The sequence below is a fragment of the Streptomyces sp. NPDC003247 genome (genome assembly GCF_042888135.1).
Taxonomy (GTDB): domain Bacteria; phylum Actinomycetota; class Actinomycetes; order Streptomycetales; family Streptomycetaceae; genus Streptomyces.
Map to the genome: position 1 here is coordinate 824795 of NZ_JBIAPF010000002.1, position 17817 is coordinate 842611.

At 73.6% G+C, this 17817-nt stretch carries 16 protein-coding genes and 1 tRNA gene; 10 read left to right on the top strand and 7 right to left on the bottom strand.

Translation table 11 applies throughout. The features are described 5' to 3' along the window. Nucleotides 1-104 precede the first annotated feature (104 nt). On the top strand, nucleotides 105-1940 hold the full coding sequence (locus ACFYWQ_RS08640) for a tetratricopeptide repeat protein (RefSeq protein WP_389514054.1): 1836 nt from the start codon (nucleotides 105-107) through the stop codon (nucleotides 1938-1940). A gap of 141 nt (nucleotides 1941-2081) precedes the next feature. Beyond that, nucleotides 2082-2155: transfer RNA gene (locus ACFYWQ_RS08645), tRNA-Met, on the top strand. A gap of 250 nt (nucleotides 2156-2405) precedes the next feature. Here the strand turns inward: ACFYWQ_RS08645 and ACFYWQ_RS08650 are convergent. Beyond that, nucleotides 2406-2822: a Fur family transcriptional regulator gene (locus ACFYWQ_RS08650; RefSeq protein ID WP_385061869.1), complete on the bottom strand. Its 417-nt coding sequence runs from the start codon at nucleotides 2820-2822 to the stop codon at nucleotides 2406-2408. A gap of 256 nt (nucleotides 2823-3078) precedes the next feature. Here ACFYWQ_RS08650 and katG point away from each other — a divergent pair, with 256 nt between their 5' ends. Then, nucleotides 3079-5313 carry a catalase/peroxidase HPI gene (gene katG / locus ACFYWQ_RS08655; protein ID WP_389514055.1) on the top strand — a complete coding sequence of 745 codons (2235 nt, stop codon included), beginning with the start codon at nucleotides 3079-3081 and terminating at the stop codon, nucleotides 5311-5313. 107 nt (nucleotides 5314-5420) lie between these two features. On the opposite strand, the gene ACFYWQ_RS08660 is transcribed toward katG, so the two are convergent. Both ACFYWQ_RS08660 and hisN read right to left on the bottom strand, forming a co-directional pair. Further along, a complete protein-coding gene (locus ACFYWQ_RS08660; protein WP_389514057.1) occupies nucleotides 5421-5813 on the bottom strand; it encodes a cyclic nucleotide-binding/CBS domain-containing protein in 393 nt (130 codons plus the stop codon). A 158-nt stretch (nucleotides 5814-5971) separates the two neighbouring features. Next, on the bottom strand, nucleotides 5972-6772 hold the full coding sequence (gene hisN, locus ACFYWQ_RS08665; RefSeq protein ID WP_389514058.1) for a histidinol-phosphatase: 801 nt from the start codon (nucleotides 6770-6772) through the stop codon (nucleotides 5972-5974). 540 nt (nucleotides 6773-7312) lie between these two features. Here hisN and ACFYWQ_RS08670 point away from each other — a divergent pair. Then, a complete protein-coding gene (locus tag ACFYWQ_RS08670; RefSeq protein ID WP_389514059.1) occupies nucleotides 7313-7924 on the top strand; it encodes a TetR/AcrR family transcriptional regulator in 612 nt (203 codons plus the stop codon). A 412-nt stretch (nucleotides 7925-8336) separates the two neighbouring features. Here ACFYWQ_RS08670 and ACFYWQ_RS08675 read toward each other — a convergent pair whose 3' ends face one another. The 4 genes from ACFYWQ_RS08675 to ACFYWQ_RS08690 form a co-directional block, all read right to left on the bottom strand. Beyond that, complete coding sequence (locus tag ACFYWQ_RS08675; RefSeq protein WP_389514061.1) at nucleotides 8337-8660, bottom strand: DMT family transporter; 324 nt, start codon at nucleotides 8658-8660, stop codon at nucleotides 8337-8339. A 76-nt stretch (nucleotides 8661-8736) separates the two neighbouring features. Next, nucleotides 8737-9747 (bottom strand): ribosome small subunit-dependent GTPase A, encoded by a 1011-nt coding sequence (rsgA, locus tag ACFYWQ_RS08680; RefSeq protein WP_389514062.1) that lies wholly within the window; start codon nucleotides 9745-9747, stop codon nucleotides 8737-8739. Nucleotides 9748-9758: 11 nt separating this feature from the next. Next, complete coding sequence (gene aroA, locus ACFYWQ_RS08685; RefSeq protein WP_389514064.1) at nucleotides 9759-11099, bottom strand: 3-phosphoshikimate 1-carboxyvinyltransferase; 1341 nt, start codon at nucleotides 11097-11099, stop codon at nucleotides 9759-9761. A 267-nt stretch (nucleotides 11100-11366) separates the two neighbouring features. Continuing rightward, nucleotides 11367-12089: a M50 family metallopeptidase gene (locus tag ACFYWQ_RS08690; RefSeq protein ID WP_389514066.1), complete on the bottom strand. Its 723-nt coding sequence runs from the start codon at nucleotides 12087-12089 to the stop codon at nucleotides 11367-11369. 220 nt (nucleotides 12090-12309) lie between these two features. On the opposite strand from ACFYWQ_RS08690, the gene ACFYWQ_RS08695 reads away from it, so the two are divergent. From ACFYWQ_RS08695 to ACFYWQ_RS08720, 6 genes are all read left to right on the top strand, one after another. Further along, nucleotides 12310-13125, top strand: a complete 816-nt coding sequence (locus ACFYWQ_RS08695; RefSeq protein WP_389514423.1) for an SOS response-associated peptidase — start codon at nucleotides 12310-12312, stop codon at nucleotides 13123-13125. A 7-nt stretch (nucleotides 13126-13132) separates the two neighbouring features. Continuing rightward, entirely contained in the window at nucleotides 13133-13762 is a 630-nt protein-coding gene (locus ACFYWQ_RS08700) for an alpha/beta family hydrolase (protein ID WP_389514425.1), read from the top strand. A 311-nt stretch (nucleotides 13763-14073) separates the two neighbouring features. After that, a complete protein-coding gene (sigR, locus tag ACFYWQ_RS08705) occupies nucleotides 14074-14769 on the top strand; it encodes an RNA polymerase sigma factor SigR (RefSeq protein ID WP_389514428.1) in 696 nt (231 codons plus the stop codon). Beyond that, nucleotides 14766-15068 carry a mycothiol system anti-sigma-R factor gene (gene rsrA / locus ACFYWQ_RS08710; protein ID WP_389514068.1) on the top strand — a complete coding sequence of 101 codons (303 nt, stop codon included), beginning with the start codon at nucleotides 14766-14768 and terminating at the stop codon, nucleotides 15066-15068. Before sigR ends, rsrA begins: the two co-directional genes overlap by 4 nt. Nucleotides 15069-15199: 131 nt before the next feature. Beyond that, on the top strand, nucleotides 15200-16507 hold the full coding sequence (locus ACFYWQ_RS08715) for an HD-GYP domain-containing protein (protein WP_389514070.1): 1308 nt from the start codon (nucleotides 15200-15202) through the stop codon (nucleotides 16505-16507). Continuing rightward, the gene (locus ACFYWQ_RS08720) at nucleotides 16504-17766 is read left to right on the top strand and encodes an HD-GYP domain-containing protein (RefSeq protein ID WP_389514072.1); all 1263 of its coding nucleotides are present in this window, start codon (nucleotides 16504-16506) and stop codon (nucleotides 17764-17766) included. Before ACFYWQ_RS08715 ends, ACFYWQ_RS08720 begins: the two co-directional genes overlap by 4 nt. Nucleotides 17767-17817: the final 51 nt, after the last annotated feature.

Sequence of the window (17817 nt, forward strand, 5' to 3'; positions counted from 1 at the left end):
GAACTGTGTTTGACTTGTCTCTCTGTGGGCATGTCGACAAAACGCTGAAGTGACCTCACGGGCTGCGGCATACGAGGTGTACCCGGGGTGCAGGTGGTGCGACGATGGACGTTATGGGGGACAAGGCAACTCTGTTCGAGACAGGGCGGTTTGTGCAGCCTTCCACCGAGGAAGCGACCCCGGGCGAGGCTCCGGACGACAGCCGGGACGAGACGGGGGAGGCCGTCGAGGAGGCCCGCCGACGGATGGCCGCCGAGGCCGGCGACGTCGAGGCGATGAGCGTCCTCGGGGCCATGCTGCTGCGCCGCGGCGATCTCGACGGTGCCGAGCCCCATCTGCGGGCCGCCACCGCGGGCGGCGACCGGGCCGCCGCCAACAACCTGGGTGTCCTCCTCCACCAGCGCGGCTACGCCGACGACGCCGCCGGATGGTGGCGGGTCGCCGCCGTCGCCGGCTCCGCGGCCGCCGCGCACGCGCTGGGCCGCTACCACCGTGAGCGCGGGGACGAGCCCGCGGCGGAGTACTGGCTGCGCCAGTCCGCCGAGCAGGGGCACGTGCTCGGCGCGTACGCCCTCGCCGATCTGCTGGAGCACCGCGGGGACCGGGGAGCCGAGCGGTGGATGCGGGCCGCGGCCGAGCGGGGGCACCGGGAGGCGGCGTACCGGCTGGCCCGCGCCCTCGACCGGCGGGGGACGCAGGACTTCGGCGGTGACCACGGCGTCTCCGCGGCGGCGGAGGCGGCGGCGGAGCAGTGGTACCGGCAGGCCGCCGCGCGCGGCCACCGGCGCGCCGCCCTGCACCTCGGGGCGATCCTGGAACAGCGGGGCGACATCCAGGAGGCCGGGCGCTGGTACCTGACGTCCGCCAAGGACGGCGAGCCGCGGGCGGCCTGCGCGCTCGGGTTCCTGCTGCGTGACGCCGGCGACACCGAGAACGCCGCCGTGTGGTGGCTGCGGGCCGCGCAGGACGGTGACGGCAACGCGGCGAACGCGCTGGGCGCGCTGTACGCCGAGCGGGGCCAGACCCAGACCGCCGAGCGCTGGTACCGGACCGCGATGGACGCCGGCGACGACAACGGCGCCTACAACCTCGGGCTGCTCTGCGCCGAGCAGGGCCGTACCGCACAGGCCGAGCAGTGGTACCGGCGCGCCGCCTACGCCGGGCACCGGGAGGCCTCCAACGCGCTCGCCGTCCTGCTGCTCCAGGGCGGGGACACGGCCGGAGCCGAGCCCTGGTTCTCCAAGGCCGCCGAGGCCGGCAGCGTCGACGCCGCGTTCAACCTGGGCATCCTGTTCGCGGGACGGGGCGAGGACGCCGTGGCGCTGCGCTGGTACGAGCGGGCTGCGGCGGCCGGGCACACCGAGGCCGCGCTGCAGGTCGGGATCGCCCGGCTGCGGGTCGGTGACGAATCGGACGCCGAACGGCACCTGCGGTGCGCGGCCGGCGGCGGGAGCGCGGAGGGGGCGTACCGGCTTGCGACCGTGCTCGACGCGCGCCGTCCGCCGACGCCCGCGCACGAGCTCGGGGAGTCCGTGCACGAGAAGACCGAGTGCGAGGAGTGGTACGAGCGGGCGGCCTGCCAGGGGCACCGGCGGGCGCAGGTGCGGGTGGGCATGCTGGCCGCCGCGCGGGGCGACGTGCCGGAGGCGGCGCGCTGGTACCGGGCGGCCGCCGAGGCCGGGTCGCGCAACGGTGCCTTCAACCTGGGCCTGCTGCTGGCGCGGGAGGGGAGCGAGCCGGAGGCGGCGGTGTGGTGGGCGCGGGCCGCCGACGCCGGCCACGGTCGGGCGGCGTTGCGCCTCGCCCTGGTCTACGCGCGTCGTGGAGAGCTCGCGGAGGGGCAGCGGTGGGCGGACCGGGCGGTGTCGCTGGGGCCCCGGGAGGTGGCCGAACGCGCCGCACGGCTGCGGGACGCGCTCCGCGAGGAACTGTCGGCCTAGAGACTGGAGAGGGGAACGCGGAGGCCCCCAGAGGTGTCCCGCCGGGGAGCGCCTCATCCGGTGTGACCGAGGTCGCGTGGCGGGGCCCCCGGTACGGATTTGCCTCGTGCCGCCGTGTTGACGTAACGTTGCATTCAACGACGCGGGGTGGAGCAGCTCGGTAGCTCGCTGGGCTCATAACCCAGAGGTCGCAGGTTCAAATCCTGTCCCCGCTACTGAACACCGAGGGCCGGAATCCGAAAGGGTTCCGGCCCTCGGTGCATGCTCAGTGCGGTGCATGGTCAGTCATGGTCGGCGCGTGCTCGTGTGCGGGCTTCGCCGCCCCCCCGCCTGCCGCACCCGGCGGAAGCCGCAGCCGTCCCCGGGTAGACGGAAGCCCCGGCCCCCGTGATGGGGTGCCGGGGCTTTCCGGGGGTCCTGGCCGCTGCTGTCCCGGCCGTCCCGCGCGTTCGCGCGAAGGCCGTCCTACGCCGCCGCGCAGTTCGGGCATATGCCGCGGTACGTCACCTCGACGTCCGAGACGGTGAAGCCGAAGCGCTCGGAGTCGGGGAGGTCCGCCAGCGGGTTGCCGCTCGGGTGCACGTCCCGGATCGCACCGCACTGCGCGCACACCAGGTGGTGGTGCGGGCGGTGGGCGTTCGGGTCGTACCGCTTGGCGCGCTTGTCGGTGGCGACCTCGAGCACCTCGCCGAGCGTCACCAGCTCACCCAGCGTGTTGTAGACGGTCGCCCGCGAGATCTCGGGCAGCTTGGCCACGGCCCGCGCATGCACCTCGTCGGCCGTCAGGTGGACGTGTTCGCCGTCGAGGACCTCGGCCACGACGCGCCGCTGCGCGGTCATTCGCCATCCGCGGCCGCGCAGCCGTTCCAGAAGGTCACTCATACGTTTCAGCCTAACAGCAGGGGGACCAGGTCCCGAATGGGTGTGACTTTGGAGCGTTGCTTGACTTAGACATTGTCCATTGTAGGATCGACCTCGGCTTCGGCCAAGCGACAGGAAGCGGCAGAAGCCAGGACCAGGCAGAAGTGACGTAGGTGCCCAGAGCGAAGCTCCGGGGCGCAGGTGCGCGCCCCGGCCCGTTCCACCGCCGCAGTTCCTGAGTTCCGTGATCCGCCCAGCCCTCTAAAGGATTACCCCCATGACCGAGAACCATGACGCGATCGTCACTGATGACAAGCCGGCGGAAGCAGGGAAGTGCCCGGTGGCGCACGGGCGCGCCGCGCACCCCACTCAGGGTGGCGGCAACCGCCAGTGGTGGCCGGAGCGCCTCAACCTGAAGATCCTCGCCAAGAACCCGGCCGTCTCCAACCCGCTCGGTGAGGAGTTCGACTACGCCGAGGCCTTCAAGGCCCTGGACCTCCCGGCCGTGAAGCAGGACATCGCGGAGGTTCTGACCACCTCCCAGGACTGGTGGCCGGCCGACTTCGGCAACTACGGCCCGCTGATCGTCCGTATGGCCTGGCACAGCGCGGGCACCTACCGCATCAGCGACGGCCGCGGTGGCGCCGGCGCCGGTCAGCAGCGCTTCGCGCCGCTGAACAGCTGGCCGGACAACGCCAACCTCGACAAGGCCCGCCGTCTGCTGTGGCCGGTCAAGAAGAAGTACGGCCAGAACCTCTCCTGGGCCGACCTCCTGATCCTCGCCGGCAACGTCGCCCTGGAGACGATGGGCTTCGAGACCTTCGGCTTCGCCGGTGGCCGCGCGGACGTGTGGGAGGCCGATGAGGACGTGTACTGGGGTCCCGAGACGGTCTGGCTCGACGACCAGCGCTACACCGGCGACCGTGAGCTGGAGGAGCCCCTCGGCGCCGTCCAGATGGGTCTGATCTACGTCAACCCCGAGGGCCCCAACGGCAACCCGGACCCGATCGCCGCGGCCCGCGACATCCGCGAGACGTTCCGCCGGATGGCGATGAACGACGAGGAGACGGTCGCCCTGATCGCGGGCGGCCACACCTTCGGCAAGACCCACGGCGCGGGCCCGGCCGACCACGTCGGCAACGACCCCGAGGCCGCCTCCATCGAGGACCAGGGTCTGGGCTGGAAGAGCACCTTCGGCACCGGCAAGGGCGGCGACACCATCACCAGTGGCCTCGAGGTCACCTGGACCAGCACGCCGACCCAGTGGGGCCACGGCTTCTTCAAGAACCTCTTCGGTTACGAGTGGGAGCTGACCAAGAGCCCGGCCGGCGCCCACCAGTGGGTCGCCAAGGACGGGGCCGGCGCGGGCACCATCCCCGACGCCCACGACCCGTCGAAGAGCCACGCCCCGACAATGCTCACGACCGACCTGTCGCTCCGGTTCGACCCGGCGTACGAGCAGATCTCGCGCCGCTTCCTGGAGAACCCGGACGAGTTCGCGGACGCCTTCGCGCGGGCCTGGTTCAAGCTGACCCACCGTGACATGGGCCCGGTCGTGCGCTACCTCGGCCCGGAGGTCCCCTCCGAGACGCTGATCTGGCAGGACCCGCTGCCGGAGCGCACCGGCGAGCTGATCGACGCCGGGGACGTCGCCGCCCTCAAGGCCAAGATCGCCGAGTCGGGCCTCACGGTGTCCGAGCTGGTGTCCACCGCCTGGGCGTCGGCCTCCTCCTTCCGCGGCAGCGACAAGCGCGGCGGTGCCAACGGCGCCCGCATCCGCCTCGAGCCGCAGATCGGCTGGGAGGTCAACGAGCCCGACCGTCTGCGGTCGGTGCTGCGCACCCTGGAAGGCGTCAAGGAGTCCTTCGACGCCGCCGCCCAGAGCGCCGGCAAGCAGGTCTCGCTGGCCGACCTGATCGTGCTCGCCGGTGCGGTGGGTGTCGAGAAGGCCGCCAAGGACGCCGGCTTCGACATCGAGGTGCCGTTCACGCCGGGCCGGGTGGACGCCACGCAGGAGCAGACGGACGTCGAGTCGTTCGCCGCGCTCGAGCCGAAGGCCGACGGGTTCCGCAACTACGTCGGCAAGGGCCAGCGCCTGCCGGCCGAGTACCTGCTGGTCGACAAGGCCAACCTGCTGAACCTCAGCGCGCCCGAGCTGACGGTCCTGGTCGGTGGTCTGCGCGTCCTGGGCGCGAACTACCAGCAGTCGAAGCACGGCGTCTTCACCGAGACGCCGGGCGTCCTGACGAACGACTTCTTCGTCAACCTGCTCGACCTGGGCACGAGCTGGACGTCGACGACCGACGACCAGACCGTGTTCGTGGGCAGCGACTCCGCCACCGGCGAGGTCAAGTGGACCGGCACCCGTGCCGACCTGGTCTTCGGCTCGAACTCCGAGCTGCGCGCGCTCGCCGAGGTCTACGCGAGCGACGACGCGAAGGAGAAGTTCGTGAAGGACTTCGTCTCCGCGTGGGTCAAGGTCACGAACGCGGACCGGTTCGACCTGGTCTGAGCCGGGGGCCCCGCCTGAGCGCGGGGCTCGTCCGGGCGTGAGGTGAGCGACGGGCCGGATTCCCTTCGGGGGGTCCGGCCCGTTCCCGTGTGCGTGTGCGCCCGTGCTCAGGCCGGTACCTGCTGCCGTGCCGGCAGCCAGCAGCGGATGATGTCGCGGACCGAGACGATGCCGGCCGGCTCGCCGCGGTCGAGGACGACGAGGTGCCGGAAGCCGCCGTGCGTCATGGCGCGGGCCGCTTCCTCCAGGGTCCAGACCGGGGTGGCGAAGACGACGGCGGTGGTGGTGTGGGCGTGGGCGGGCTCGGTGTCCGGGTCCTGCCCCAGGCCGACGGAGTTGAGGATGTCGCGTTCGGTGAGGATGCCGATGCCGCCGGCGTCCGGGTCGTGGACCACGGCCGCGCCGACGCGGCGGGCGGACATCAGGGCGGCGGCCTGGCGGAGGGTGTGGGCGGGGCCGATGGTGAGGACCAGTGTGCTCATGGCGTCGCGGACGAGCATGGGTTCCGGGTCACCTCCTGGAAGCGCTGCGACCACCGGGATGGTGCAGCGATTCACAAGTTCACAATGCGGGGGTGGCCTCAGCGTCTCAGGTAAAGCACGGGTCAACAAGAGGGCGTGCGGGGCCAATTGAGGGCGCACGCGCTCATCTGTGAGGTTCAGGCGCGCGGGGCGAGATACCCCAGCAGCTCGTCGTGGAGCAGGCCGTTGGACGCGGCCGCGTCGCCGCCGTGCGGGCCCGGACGGCCGTCGAGGCCGGTGAAGGTGCCGCCGGCCTCCGTGACGACGATCGCGTTTGCGGCCATGTCCCAGAGGGAGAGCTCCGGTTCGGCGCAGAGGTCCACGGCGCCCTCGGCGACCATCATGTACGGCCAGAAGTCGCCGTACGCGCGCGTGCGCCACACCGCGCGGGTGAGGTCCAGGAAGCCGTCGAGCCGGTCCTGCTCCTCCCAGCCGCTCAGCGAGGAGTACGCGAAGGAGGCGTCCGACAGCTCCGCGACGCGTGAGACGTGCAGCCGGGTGGCGGAGGAGAGGCTGCGGCCGGTGTACGCGCCGTGCCCCTTCGCGGCCCACCAGCGGCGGCCCAGGGCGGGCGCGGAGACGACGCCGACGACGGGCTCGTAGCCGCCCTCCGCCGCCTCCATCAGGGAGATCAGGGTGGCCCAGACGGGGACGCCGCGGACGTAGTTCTTGGTGCCGTCGATCGGGTCGATCACCCAGCGGCGGGGGCCGGTGCCCTCCACGCCGTACTCCTCGCCGAGGATCGCGTCGCGGGGGCGGGCGCGCTGGAGGTGGCCGCGGACGACCTCCTCGGCGGCCTTGTCCGCCTCGCTCACCGGCGTCATGTCCGGTTTTGTCTCGACCTTGAGGTCGAGGGCCTTGAAGCGGGCCATGGTCGCGGCGTCGGCGGCGTCCGCGAGGACGTGCGCGAGGCGGAGGTCGTCGAGGTAGTCCGGCATGGGGAAACGGTATCCGCCGGGGTGGGGGCGGGGCCACGGGGGGTGGACCGGGCCCGGCCCGACGCAGCGGCCGGACCCGGCTGATCGCGCCGGTCCCGGCTGGTCCGCATCGGTCCCGGCTGGTTCGCATCGGACTGGCTGGTCCGCACCGGTCTCGGCTGGTTCGCAGCGGTTCCGGCTGGTCCGCATCGGACCTGGCCGGGCCGCCCCGGTCCCGTCGGGTCCGCATCGGACCCGTCCGGGCCGCACCGGTCCCACAGCCGGGCCGCACCGGTCCCACAGCCGGGCCGCATCGGTCCTGGCTGGTCCGCACCGGTCCCACAGCCGGGCCGCATCGGTCCTGGCTGGTCCGCACCGGTCCCACAGCCGGGCCGCATCGGTCCTGGCTGGTCCGCACCGGACCCGGCCGGCCCGCACCAGACCCAGTCGACCGCACCGATCCGGCCGACCGCCGTCGGACTCCTACCCCCTCCGCGAACCCTTGACAGTGCGCACAGGCCCGTCAAATCTGGGCGCAGAGTCGCTCGCCCCAGGGAGGCGATGATGCCGGCAGCCCGGGAATCCCTGCTCGACGCCGCCTTCACGGCCGTCACGCGCCGGCCGTGGGCCGCCGTGCGGATGGTCGACGTCGCCGCCGCGGCCGGGGTGTCGCGGCAGACGCTGTACAACGAGTTCGGGAGCAAGGACGGGCTGGCCAGGGCGCTGGTCAGGCGGGAGGCCGACGGATACCTCGCCGGGGTCGAGCGGGCGCTGGCCGGCCACGGGGACACCCGGGACCGGCTGACCGCGGCCGCCGAGTGGACGGCGTCGGCCGCCCGGGGCAACGCGCTCGTACGGGCCATGCTCACCGGCTGCTGGAGCGAGCGTCTGCCGTCGCCGACGCTCTCGGCCGTGCCGTCCTCCACCTCCGTACCGGCGCAGCGGCGGGCGGACGGGCCGCTGCCCTCGCCCGGCGAACTCGTGACGACCGTCCGCGACCGGGCCGTGTCCGCGCTCGCCGGTGGCCCCGGAGCGACGCCGGACACCACGGAAGTCGCCCGTTCCTGCGAGCTGGCCCTTCGCCTCGCGCTGTCCTGTGTGGCCGCGCCCCCCGGCGAGGGCGGGGTCGCCGACCTGGTCCGCGGCGCCCTGCACCGCCGGCCCACCGGCTAGCCGCCGGTCTGCGCCGGCCCAACGGTCAGCCGCCGGTCTCCGCCGGCCCAACGGTCAGCTTCCGGTCACCACCGGCCTGCCGACTGGTCGCTGGTCTCCGCCGACTCACCGGCCAGCCGCTGGTCTCCGCCGACCCACCGGCCGACCGCCGGTCACCACCGGCCCGCCGGCTAGCTTCCGGTCACCACCGGCCCGCCGGCTAGCTTCCGGTCACCACCGGCCCGCCGACTGGTCGCCGGCCTCCCCCGACCCACCGGCTAGCCGTCGGCCACCACCGGCCGTCGGCCACCACCGGCCGTCGGCCACCACCGGCCGTCGGCCACCACCGGCCGTCGGCCACCACCGGCCGTCGGCCACCACCAGCCCCCGGCCACCACCAGCCCCCGGCCACCACCAGCCCCCGACCCATTGCCTAATGCGCCGACCCCGACAACTGGAGCCCTATCACCCCGATGATCACCAGGCTGATCGAGACGATCTTCAGGATCGACACCAGGTCGCCGAGGAAGATCATCCCGTAGATCGCGGTGCCGGCCGCGCCGATGCCGGTCCAGACGGCGTACGCGGGGCCCACGTCGAGTTTCTTGAGGGACAGGGTCAGCAGGCCGAAGCTGCCGAGGGCGAAGACGCAGAAGGCGATCGTCGGCCACAGCCGGGTGAAACCGTGCGACAGCTTCAGGCAGACGGCGAAGCCGGTCTCGAGCAGTCCCGCGACGATGACCAGCAGCCACGCCATGTGGTGTCCTCCCGTATGTGCGGCTCGGTGCGATTATGCACTTACCGGACTCACGCACCGACAAACACCGGGGAGGTCAGTCGCCTTCCGTGCGCTCCCGCGTGGACAGCAGCCGGCGCAGCGAGTACAGCCGCGCCGGGTCGGCGTGCCCCTCGGTCACCCAGGCGTCCAGCGCGCAGTCCGGTTCGTCGTGGCTGCACGCGCGCGGGCAGCCGGCCGTGCCCGGCTCCAGGTCGGGGAAGGCGTGGATCACCCGGGACGGGTCGATGTGGGCGAGACCGAAGGAACGCACGCCCGGGGTGTCGATCACCCAGTCGTCCGTGCCCGCCAGGGGGAGGGCCAGGGCCGAGGTCGTGGTGTGCCGGCCGCGGCCGGTCACCGCGTTCACATGGCCCGTCAGCCGGCGCCGTTCCTCCGGGACCAGCGCGTTGACCAGGGTCGTCTTGCCGACGCCGGAGTGGCCGACGAACGCCGTGATCCGCCCGGTGAGGTGCTCGCGCACCCGGTCCGCCGCGTCGCCGTTCTCCAGTTCCCCGCGGCTGGTGACGACGTAGGGGATGTCGAGGTCGCCGTACAGCTCCAGCAGCTTGTCCGGCGGGGCCAGGTCCGACTTCGTCATGACCAGCAGGGGTTCCAGGCCGCCGTCGTAGGCCGCCACCAGGCAGCGGTCGATCAGCCGGGGCCGGGGCTCGGGGTCGGCCAGGGCCGTGACGATCGCCAGCTGGTCGGCGTTGGCGACCACCACCCGCTCGTAGGGGTCGTCGTCGTCCGCGGTGCGGCGCAGCACCGAGGTGCGCTCCGTGATGCGGACGATGCGCGCGAGGGTGTCCTTCGTCCCGGAGAGGTCGCCGACGAGGGCGACGCGATCGCCCACGATCGCCGCCTTGCGACCGAGTTCGCGGGCCTTCATGGCCACCACGATCCGGTCGTCCACGAGGCAGGTCAGACGGCCGCGGTCGACGGTGAGGACCATGCCCTCGGCCGCGTCCTCGTGCTTGGGCCGGATGTGCGTGCGCGGCCGGTTGCCCTTGCGGTTGGGGCGGCTGCGGATGTCGTCCTCGTCGGTGTGCTTGCCGTAGCGGCGCATGGCGAAAGTCCCTAGGCCCCGAGCATCCCGGTCCACAGCTCCGGGAAGTCCGGCAAGGTCTTCGCCGTCGTCGCCACGTTCTCGATCCGCACGCCGTCGACCGCCAGCCCGATCACCGCGCCGGCCGTGGCCATGCGGTGGTCGTCGTAGGTGTGGAAGACCCCGCCGTGCAGGGGGCGCGGGCGGATGTGCAGTCCGTCGGCCGTCTCGGTCACGTCCCCGCCGAGCTCGTTGATCTCCTTGGTGAGCGCGGCCAGCCGGTCCGTCTCGTGCAGCCGCAGGTGGGCCACGCCCCGCAGGGTGGAGGGTGAGTCCGCGAGGGCGGCGACCGCGGCGATGCCCGGGGTCAGTTCCCCGACGTCACCGAGGTCGACGTCGACGCCGTGCACCGCGCCCGAACCGGTGAACACCAGGCCGTACTCGGTCAGCTCGCAGGAGCCGCCCATCTCGGTGAAGATCTCGCGCAGCCGGTCACCCGGCTGGGTGGTGCGCGCGGGCCAGTCGGGGACGACGACCCTGCCGCCGGTGACCAGCGCCGCCGCGAGGAACGGCTGCGCGTTGGACAGGTCCGGCTCGATCGTCAGGTCCCGGCCGAGCAGCGCGCCCGGCGTGACCCGCCAGACGTTCGGCTCGCCGCCCGACTCCGGGGTGTCCACCTGGGCGCCGACCGCGCGCAGCATGTCCACCGTCATCCGGATGTGCGGCAGGGAGGGGAGCGTCGAGCCGGTGTGGCGGACCTCGACGCCCTGGTTGAAGCGCGGGCCGGACAGCAGCAGGGCGGAGACGAACTGCGACGACGAGGACGCGTCGATCTCCACCGGACCGCCGTCCAGCGCGCCCCCGCCGTGCACCGTCAGCGGCAGCGCGCCCCGGCCGTCGTCGTCGATCCGGGCGCCGAGCACCCGCAGCGCGTCGATGACGCCGTTCAGGGGACGTTCGTACGACCGGGGGTCGCCGTCGAAGCGGACCGGGCCGTCGGCGAGCGCGGCCACCGGCGGCAGGAACCGCATCACCGTGCCGGCGTTGCCGACGTCGACCGTGGCCGGGCCGCGCAGCCCCGCGGGCAGCACCCGCCACGCCTCACCGCCGCTCTCGGGACCGCCCGCCACGGTGGAGCTGGACGACACCGTCTCCTCGATGCCCACGCCCATCGCCCGCAGCGCGTCCGCCATCAGCAGGGTGTCGCGGGAACGGAGGGGGCGGCGCAGCCAGCACGGCTCGGAGGCGAGGGCGGCGAGGACGAGAGCGCGGTTCGTGACCGACTTGGACCCCGGCACGTGGACCGTCGCGTCGACGGCTCCGCTCGCGTGCGGGGCGGGCCAGAGGGCGGTGTGGGCGGGGTTTTCCGGCATGCGACCACTCTATAAGCAGGGCGGGATCCGGGTGCGGCGCCGTTGTGGCTGGTCCGGCCCCGCGGCGGGGCCGCCGGTCGCACCCCGCGTCCGCCCGGGTCCCCGCCCGCGCGCGGGCGCCCCGTTGACCGGCGCTCCTGGCCACGGTCCCCGGCGCGGCCGTGGCGCCCCCCGCACCCGGGGCGAGCGCGTGTCACCACCGCCCCGGCGCCCCCGCGGGGACGCCTCCGGAAGCCCGCACCCGTGGGGCGGCTCCCCGAAGACCCCTCACCACCCCAACAGCCACCGCCCGCCCCCCATCAGGGAGCACAGGCTCACCGCGTGGAAGAGGAACAGCCACAGCCCCGCCGGTACGTGCGTCAGGCGCGCGAGCTGGTCCGCGTCCGAGTCGCCCGCCCCGCCCCGCGACCGCTTCGCCTGGAGTTCGAACGCCGGGCGCACCCCGCCCAGCAGCAGGAACCACACCACCGCGTACGCGAACGCCGCCTGCACCTGGGGGCCGGTCAGCCAGGAGACCAGCAGGAAGGCGCCGCCCGTGAGGATCACCGTCAGGGCCCCGTACGCGTTGCGGATCATGACCAGCATGGCGATCAGCAGCGCGGTCGCCAGCCACAGCAGCAGGGTGATGCGGCCGGCACCGAGCAGGGCCGCGCCGCCCAGTCCGAGCAGGGGAGGGGCGGTGTAGCCGGCGGCCGCGGTGAGGATCATGCCGAGGCCGTGCGGCTTGCCCCGGCTGACGGTCAGGCCGCTGGTGTCGGAGTGCAGCCGGATGCCGGTGAGCGTGCGGCCGGTGAGCAGGGCGACCAGGCCGTGGCCGCCCTCGTGGGCGATGGTGATCGCGTTGCGCGATATGCGCCACAAGGTGTGCGGCACCACTACGGCGAGGGCCGCCACCACGGTGGCCAGCACCACCCACAGGTCGGGGTCGGGCTGGGTTCCCGTGAGACGGTCCCAGAGGTCGGGCAGCGCGGTGGCGGCGGAGCTGTCCATGTGTCCCGGTGGCTCCCTCTCGTCTTGTGCCGGCCCCGTCCCGTGTGGACGGGTGCCGGCGGTGTCGGTGTCGGTGGGTCTCGGCGCTGTCGGGCGTGTAGGGGGTGTCGGTGGTGTCGGGGGTCGGCGGTCCGGTGCGCCGACGGGTCCCGGCCCCCGGCGCCGGCTCCCGGCCCGGGGCGGTGGCCGGGGGGCGGGTGAGCCTGGCAGTGTGGCACGTATGTGCGGACGGTATGCAGCGAGTCGCAGGCCCGAGGATCTCGCGGGAATCTTTGAAATCGAGAAGTGGGAGCCCGAGGAGTCCCTGGCCCCCGACTACAACGTGGCGCCCACCAAGGAGGTCCACGCCGTCCTGGACCGTCCCTTGAAGGACGCCGGCGACCGGCGACCGGTTCGCCAGCTGCGCAAGCTGAAGTGGGGACTCGTTCCCTCCTGGGCCACGTCGCCCGAGGGCGGCGCCCGGATGATCAACGCCCGTGCGGAGACCGTCCACGAGAAGCCGTCGTACCGCCGTGCCTTCGCCGCCCGGCGCTGCATCCTGCCCGCCGACGGCTACTACGAGTGGGTCACCGGCCGGCAGGAGCGGGAGCTGGAGGTCGAGGGCAAGAAGAAGCGGCCCCGCAAGCAGCCGTACTTCGTGCTCCCGGCCGACGGCTCGGTGTTCGCGATGGCCGGGCTGTACGAGTTCTGGCGCGACCGCACCCTGCCCGACGACCACCCCCAGGCCTGGTGGGTGACCTGCTCGGTGATCACCACCGAGGCGGAGACGGCCCCGCTCGCCGTGGCCCCGGCCGACGGTCCGCACGCGCTCGCCGACATCCACCCCCGGATGCCCCTGATGCTCACCCCCGACCGCTGGGACGCCTGGCTGGACCCGGCGCGCACCGACGTCGAGGACCTGCGCCCCCTGCTGGAGCCGCCCCCGGCGGGTCTGATGCGCGCCTACCCGGTGTCCACGGCCGTCAGCAACGTCCGCAACAACGGCGCGGAGCTGCTGAAGGAGCTGGAGGGGCCCGAGGAGGGCACACTCTTCTGATGTGACTGTGACGACCGAGACCATCCCCACCGACGCGGGGGACGCGCGCATCACCTGGCACCGGGCCGGGAAGGCGCGGCTGCTGCTGGCGGTGAGCCACGGCGTCGGCGGCGGCATCGAGGCCCGTGACCTCCGGGCGCTCGCCGCCGCCCTCCCCGCGCACGGCGTGACCGTGGCCCTCGTCGAGCAGCCCTGGCGGGTGGCCGGCAAGAAGGTGGCGCCCGCGCCGAAGACGCTCGACGCCGGCTGGCGCGGGATCTGGCCGACCGTCGCGAAGGCCGGACTGCCGGTGATCTCCGGCGGACGGTCGGCGGGCGCGCGCGTGGCCTGCCGGACCGCCGCCGAACTCGGCGCCCACGCCGTGCTCGCGCTCGGCTTCCCGCTGCACCCGCCGGGCCGGCCGGAGAGGTCCCGCGCCGCCGAACTCCTCGGCGCCGGGGTGCCCACCCTGGTGGTCCAGGGCGGCAACGACCCGTTCGGCAGGCCCGAGGAGTTCCCCGAGGGGCCGTACGAGCTCGTCGAGGTGCCCCACGGCGATCACGGCCTGGCGGTGCCCAAACGGGCCGGGATCAGCCAGGAGCAGGCGCTGGAAACCGTCACCTCCGCCGTCGTCCGCTGGGCCGCGCGCCTGGGATGACGGACCGGGAATGTTGCGGGACGGGACGCTGTTGAGGCGGACAGAAGTGCTGAACACGCAGCACCGACGTCGTGGGAGAGGAAGTCCGCCGCATGGGTTCGACCATCTGCCCGCTCGCCGCCCACCACCACCCGGTGGACGGGCTGCGCCCGGGAGAGTCCGATTCGAGCCGCAGCAGCCGCCCGGATCTGGACTGGACGGTGCTGCACGCGGCCAAGACCACTCCTTTCGGAGCGGCGGCAGGCACCGGTCGTCGTCTATCCTCCGATTCGAGTGGGGCCGGTGTCGGTCCCGCCCGCGATCTTGAGGAGGTGGGTCCGGTCACCGGTACCGACGCAGGGACCGACAACGGCCAGGCGGAGCTGCCCGAGGGCCAGGGCACAGGCGTGGAACCGGGCACGGAGTCGACCGCGGAGCGCAGCGCGCGCTTCGAGCGGGACGCGCTCGAGTTCCTCGACCAGATGTACTCGGCCGCGCTGCGCATGACGCGCAACCCGGCCGACGCCGAGGACCTGGTGCAGGAGACGTACGCCAAGGCGTACGCGTCCTTCCACCAGTTCCGCGAGGGCACCAACCTCAAGGCCTGGTTGTACCGGATCCTCACCAACACGTTCATCAACTCGTACCGCAAGAAGCAGCGTGAACCCCAGCGCAGCGCGGCCGAGGAGATCGAGGACTGGCAGCTGGCGCGCGCCGAGTCGCACATGTCGACCGGTCTGCGGTCGGCCGAGTCGCAGGCGCTGGACCACCTGCCCGACTCGGACGTGAAGGCGGCGCTCCAGGCCATTCCCGAGGAATTCCGCATCGCCGTGTACCTCGCCGATGTCGAGGGCTTTGCGTACAAGGAGATCGCGGACATCATGGGGACACCCATCGGTACGGTGATGTCCCGGCTGCACCGGGGCCGCCGGCAGCTGCGCGGCATGCTCGAGGACTACGCCCGAGAGCGCGGGCTGGTGCCGGCCGGCGCCGGCAAGTCGGACGAAGCGAAAGGCTCGGGCTCATGAGCTGCGGAGAGCCGCACGAGACGGACTGCAGTGAGGTCCTCGACCATCTCTACGAGTTCCTCGACAGTGAGATGCCGGACGTCGATCGCGACAAGTTCAAGCAGCACTTCAGCGAGTGCTCGCCGTGCCTGGAGAAGTACGGGCTCGAAGAGGCGGTGAAGAAGCTCGTCAAGCGCTGCTGCGGCCATGACGACGTACCCACCGACCTGCGTTCCAAGGTCATGGGCCGGCTCGACCTGCTCCGTTCGGGGCAGGCCGTGCCCGAGCACGACGTGACGGCCACCCCGCAGGAATCCTGACGGCGACCCCGCGGGGCCGTCACCCGAATGTGCTAATCCGCGGGTGATACGCCCGCAGAGCCACCCCCCGCCACCCTAGGCTCCGGAACCTGAACCGGAGCCTGTGGAGGCGTGGCCGGGGGGAGGGTGGCATGGGAGAGATCCCGGCGCGGGCGCGGGTGTACGTCGTCTCCGTCGCCCTCGGGGCCCTGCCCTGTCTGCTGCCGCTGCCGTCGGTGCGCGCCCCCTGGTGGGCGGTCCCGCTGCTCGCCGCGCTGTACGCCGGCGGTGAGCGGATCGCCCGCCGCCGCTTCGCCGGCACCTTCTACCCCGTGCTGCTCGCCGGGGCCTTCCTGCTGCCGCCGTACGCCGCCGCGCTCGTGGCGCTGCCCGGCGCGCTGCTCTCCGCCGTCGAGCAGCGGCCCTGCCTGCCGCGGCGGATCTGCCGTGCCGCCCACCTGGCGATCGCCGTGTGGGCGGCCGCCCGTGTGCACGGCGCGCTGGACGCGCGGCACGCCGTCGAGGCCTCCGACGTCCCGCAGGTGTTCCTGCCGGCCGGGGCCGCCGTCCTGGTGTTCTGCGGGGTGCTCGCCGCGCTCGACGGAACGATCCTGGCGCTGGCCGAGGGGCTGCCGCCCACCCGGGTGTGGCGCGGGCTGTTCCTGGGGTCGCTCGCCCCCGTCGCGGTGCACGGGCTGGCCGGGCTGATGATGGCCGTCCTCTGGCACAGCCCCTACGGGCCGGTCGCCGCGCTGCTCGTGCTCTTCCCGATGGCCGTCTCCTGGTGGATGTTCGCCCAGTACCACCGGGAACGGGCCGCCCACCAGGCCACGATCCGGGCGCTGGTGCAGGCCGTCGACATCAAGGACGGGTACACCCGCGGTCACAGCGAGCGGGTCGGACAGGCCTCGATGATGATCGCGCGCGAGCTGGGCATGGACGAGGGGCGGGTCGAGGTGCTCCGCTTCGCCGGCATCCTGCACGACGTCGGCAAGCTCGGCGTCCCCACCCGGCTGCTGCGCAAGGACGGGCCGCTGACGCCGGAGGAACGCCGGGTGATCGAACTGCACCCGGAGTACGGACACGAGATCACCCGGGGCATCTCCTTCCTCGGCGAGGCCCGCTCGGCGATCCTCCACCACCACGAGCGGGTCGACGGCAGCGGCTACCCCTACGGGCTGGTGGGCAGCCAGATCCCGGAGTGCGCCCGGGTCGTGGCGGTCGCCGACGCCTTCGACGCGATGACCTCCACCCGGTCCTACAGCAGGGCGCGTCCGGTGGCGGTGGCCCTGGAGGAGCTCCAGCGGTGCTCGGGCTCCCAGTTCGACCCCCGGATGGTGACCGCGCTGGCCCGGGTGATCGGCCGGGAGGGGTGGCGGCCGGTGGTCACGGCCGACGAGCCCCGGCCCACGGTGCCGCCCCCCGCCCCCGTCCACGGCGGGTCCGGAGCGCGCCGATGACCTCCCGCCGCCCCCTGGTCGCCCTGCACGGCAGCGCCGCCGTCCTCGTCGCCGGCTCCCTCCTGGTCACCCTCCGCTCGGGCGTCGAGGAGCGGCCCGTCGCGCTCGCCTTCGGGGTCCTCGTCGCCGTCGGCGAGCTGACCCTCCCGCCCGCCCGGCTCCTCCCGGGCGGGGCGGCCCCGAGGGGCGGGCCCGCGCCGCGCGAGGCCGCGCCCCTCGGGGCCGCCGGGGCGCTGTCGTACGCGCTGCTCGGCGAGCACGCCGGGCAGGCCTCGCACCACGGGGTCGCACAGGTCGTCTCCGTCGTGTTCGCCGCCTCCCTGCTCGGCAGCGTGCCGCACCTCGCGCGCGGGGACGGGCCCGTCCTGGACCACCTGGCGCGCCGCGTCCTGGCCGTCGGCTTCACCGCCGTGTGCTTCCAGCCCCTCTACCACCACGGGGTGTTCGACCCCTGGAGCGGCCCGGCGTACGCCCTGCTGCTGATCGCGCTGCTCGTCCTGACCGTGCTGTGCGACGCGGTGGTCGCGGCCGCGCTCGCGCACTCCCGCACCCGCTGGCCGTTCGCCCCGCTGCTCCGCGACGAGCTGCGGTCGGTGCCCGGGATCGGGTCGGCCGTGTGCGCGACGGGCGCGGTGATGGCGCTCGCGGTGGCCGTGGTCGGGCTGTGGGCGCTGCCCGTGTTCTCGGTGCCGCTGCTGCTCACCCAGCACTCCCTGCGCCGGTACGCCGCCGTCCGCGCCACCTACCGGCAGACCATCGCCTCCCTCGCCCGCGCCACCGAGATCGCCGGGTACACCCCCGCCGGGCACGCCCGCCGGGTCGCCGCCCTCAGCCAGGCCGTGGGCCGGGACCTGGGGCTGACGGAGCCCGAACTCACGGTCCTGGAGTACGCCGCGCTGATGCACGACATCGGCCAGCTCAGCCTGGTCGACCCGGTCCCGGCGGGGGCCACGGCCGGGCTGCCGGCCGCGGAGCAGCGGCGGATCGCGCTGCTGGGCGGGGCCGTCGTCCGGCAGACCGGGGCGGACGGGCAGGTCGCGGCGGTCGTGGAGCGGCAGGCCGACCCCTACCCCGAGCAGCCGGTCGCCGCCCGGATCGTGCGGGTGGTGAACGCCTACGAGGAGAAGGTGCGCGACGCCGGCCCCGGCGGACCGCTCACCGCGCTGGAGGAGCTGCGGCTGGGGACGGGGACGCACTACGCTCCGGAGGTGGTGGAGGCGCTCGCCCGGGTACTGGGCGATCAGGGGCGCGGTGGGTGAACGCCTCGGCCGGCAGGGCCCGCGGGCGCCGGCCGGGACGGTCTGACCTCC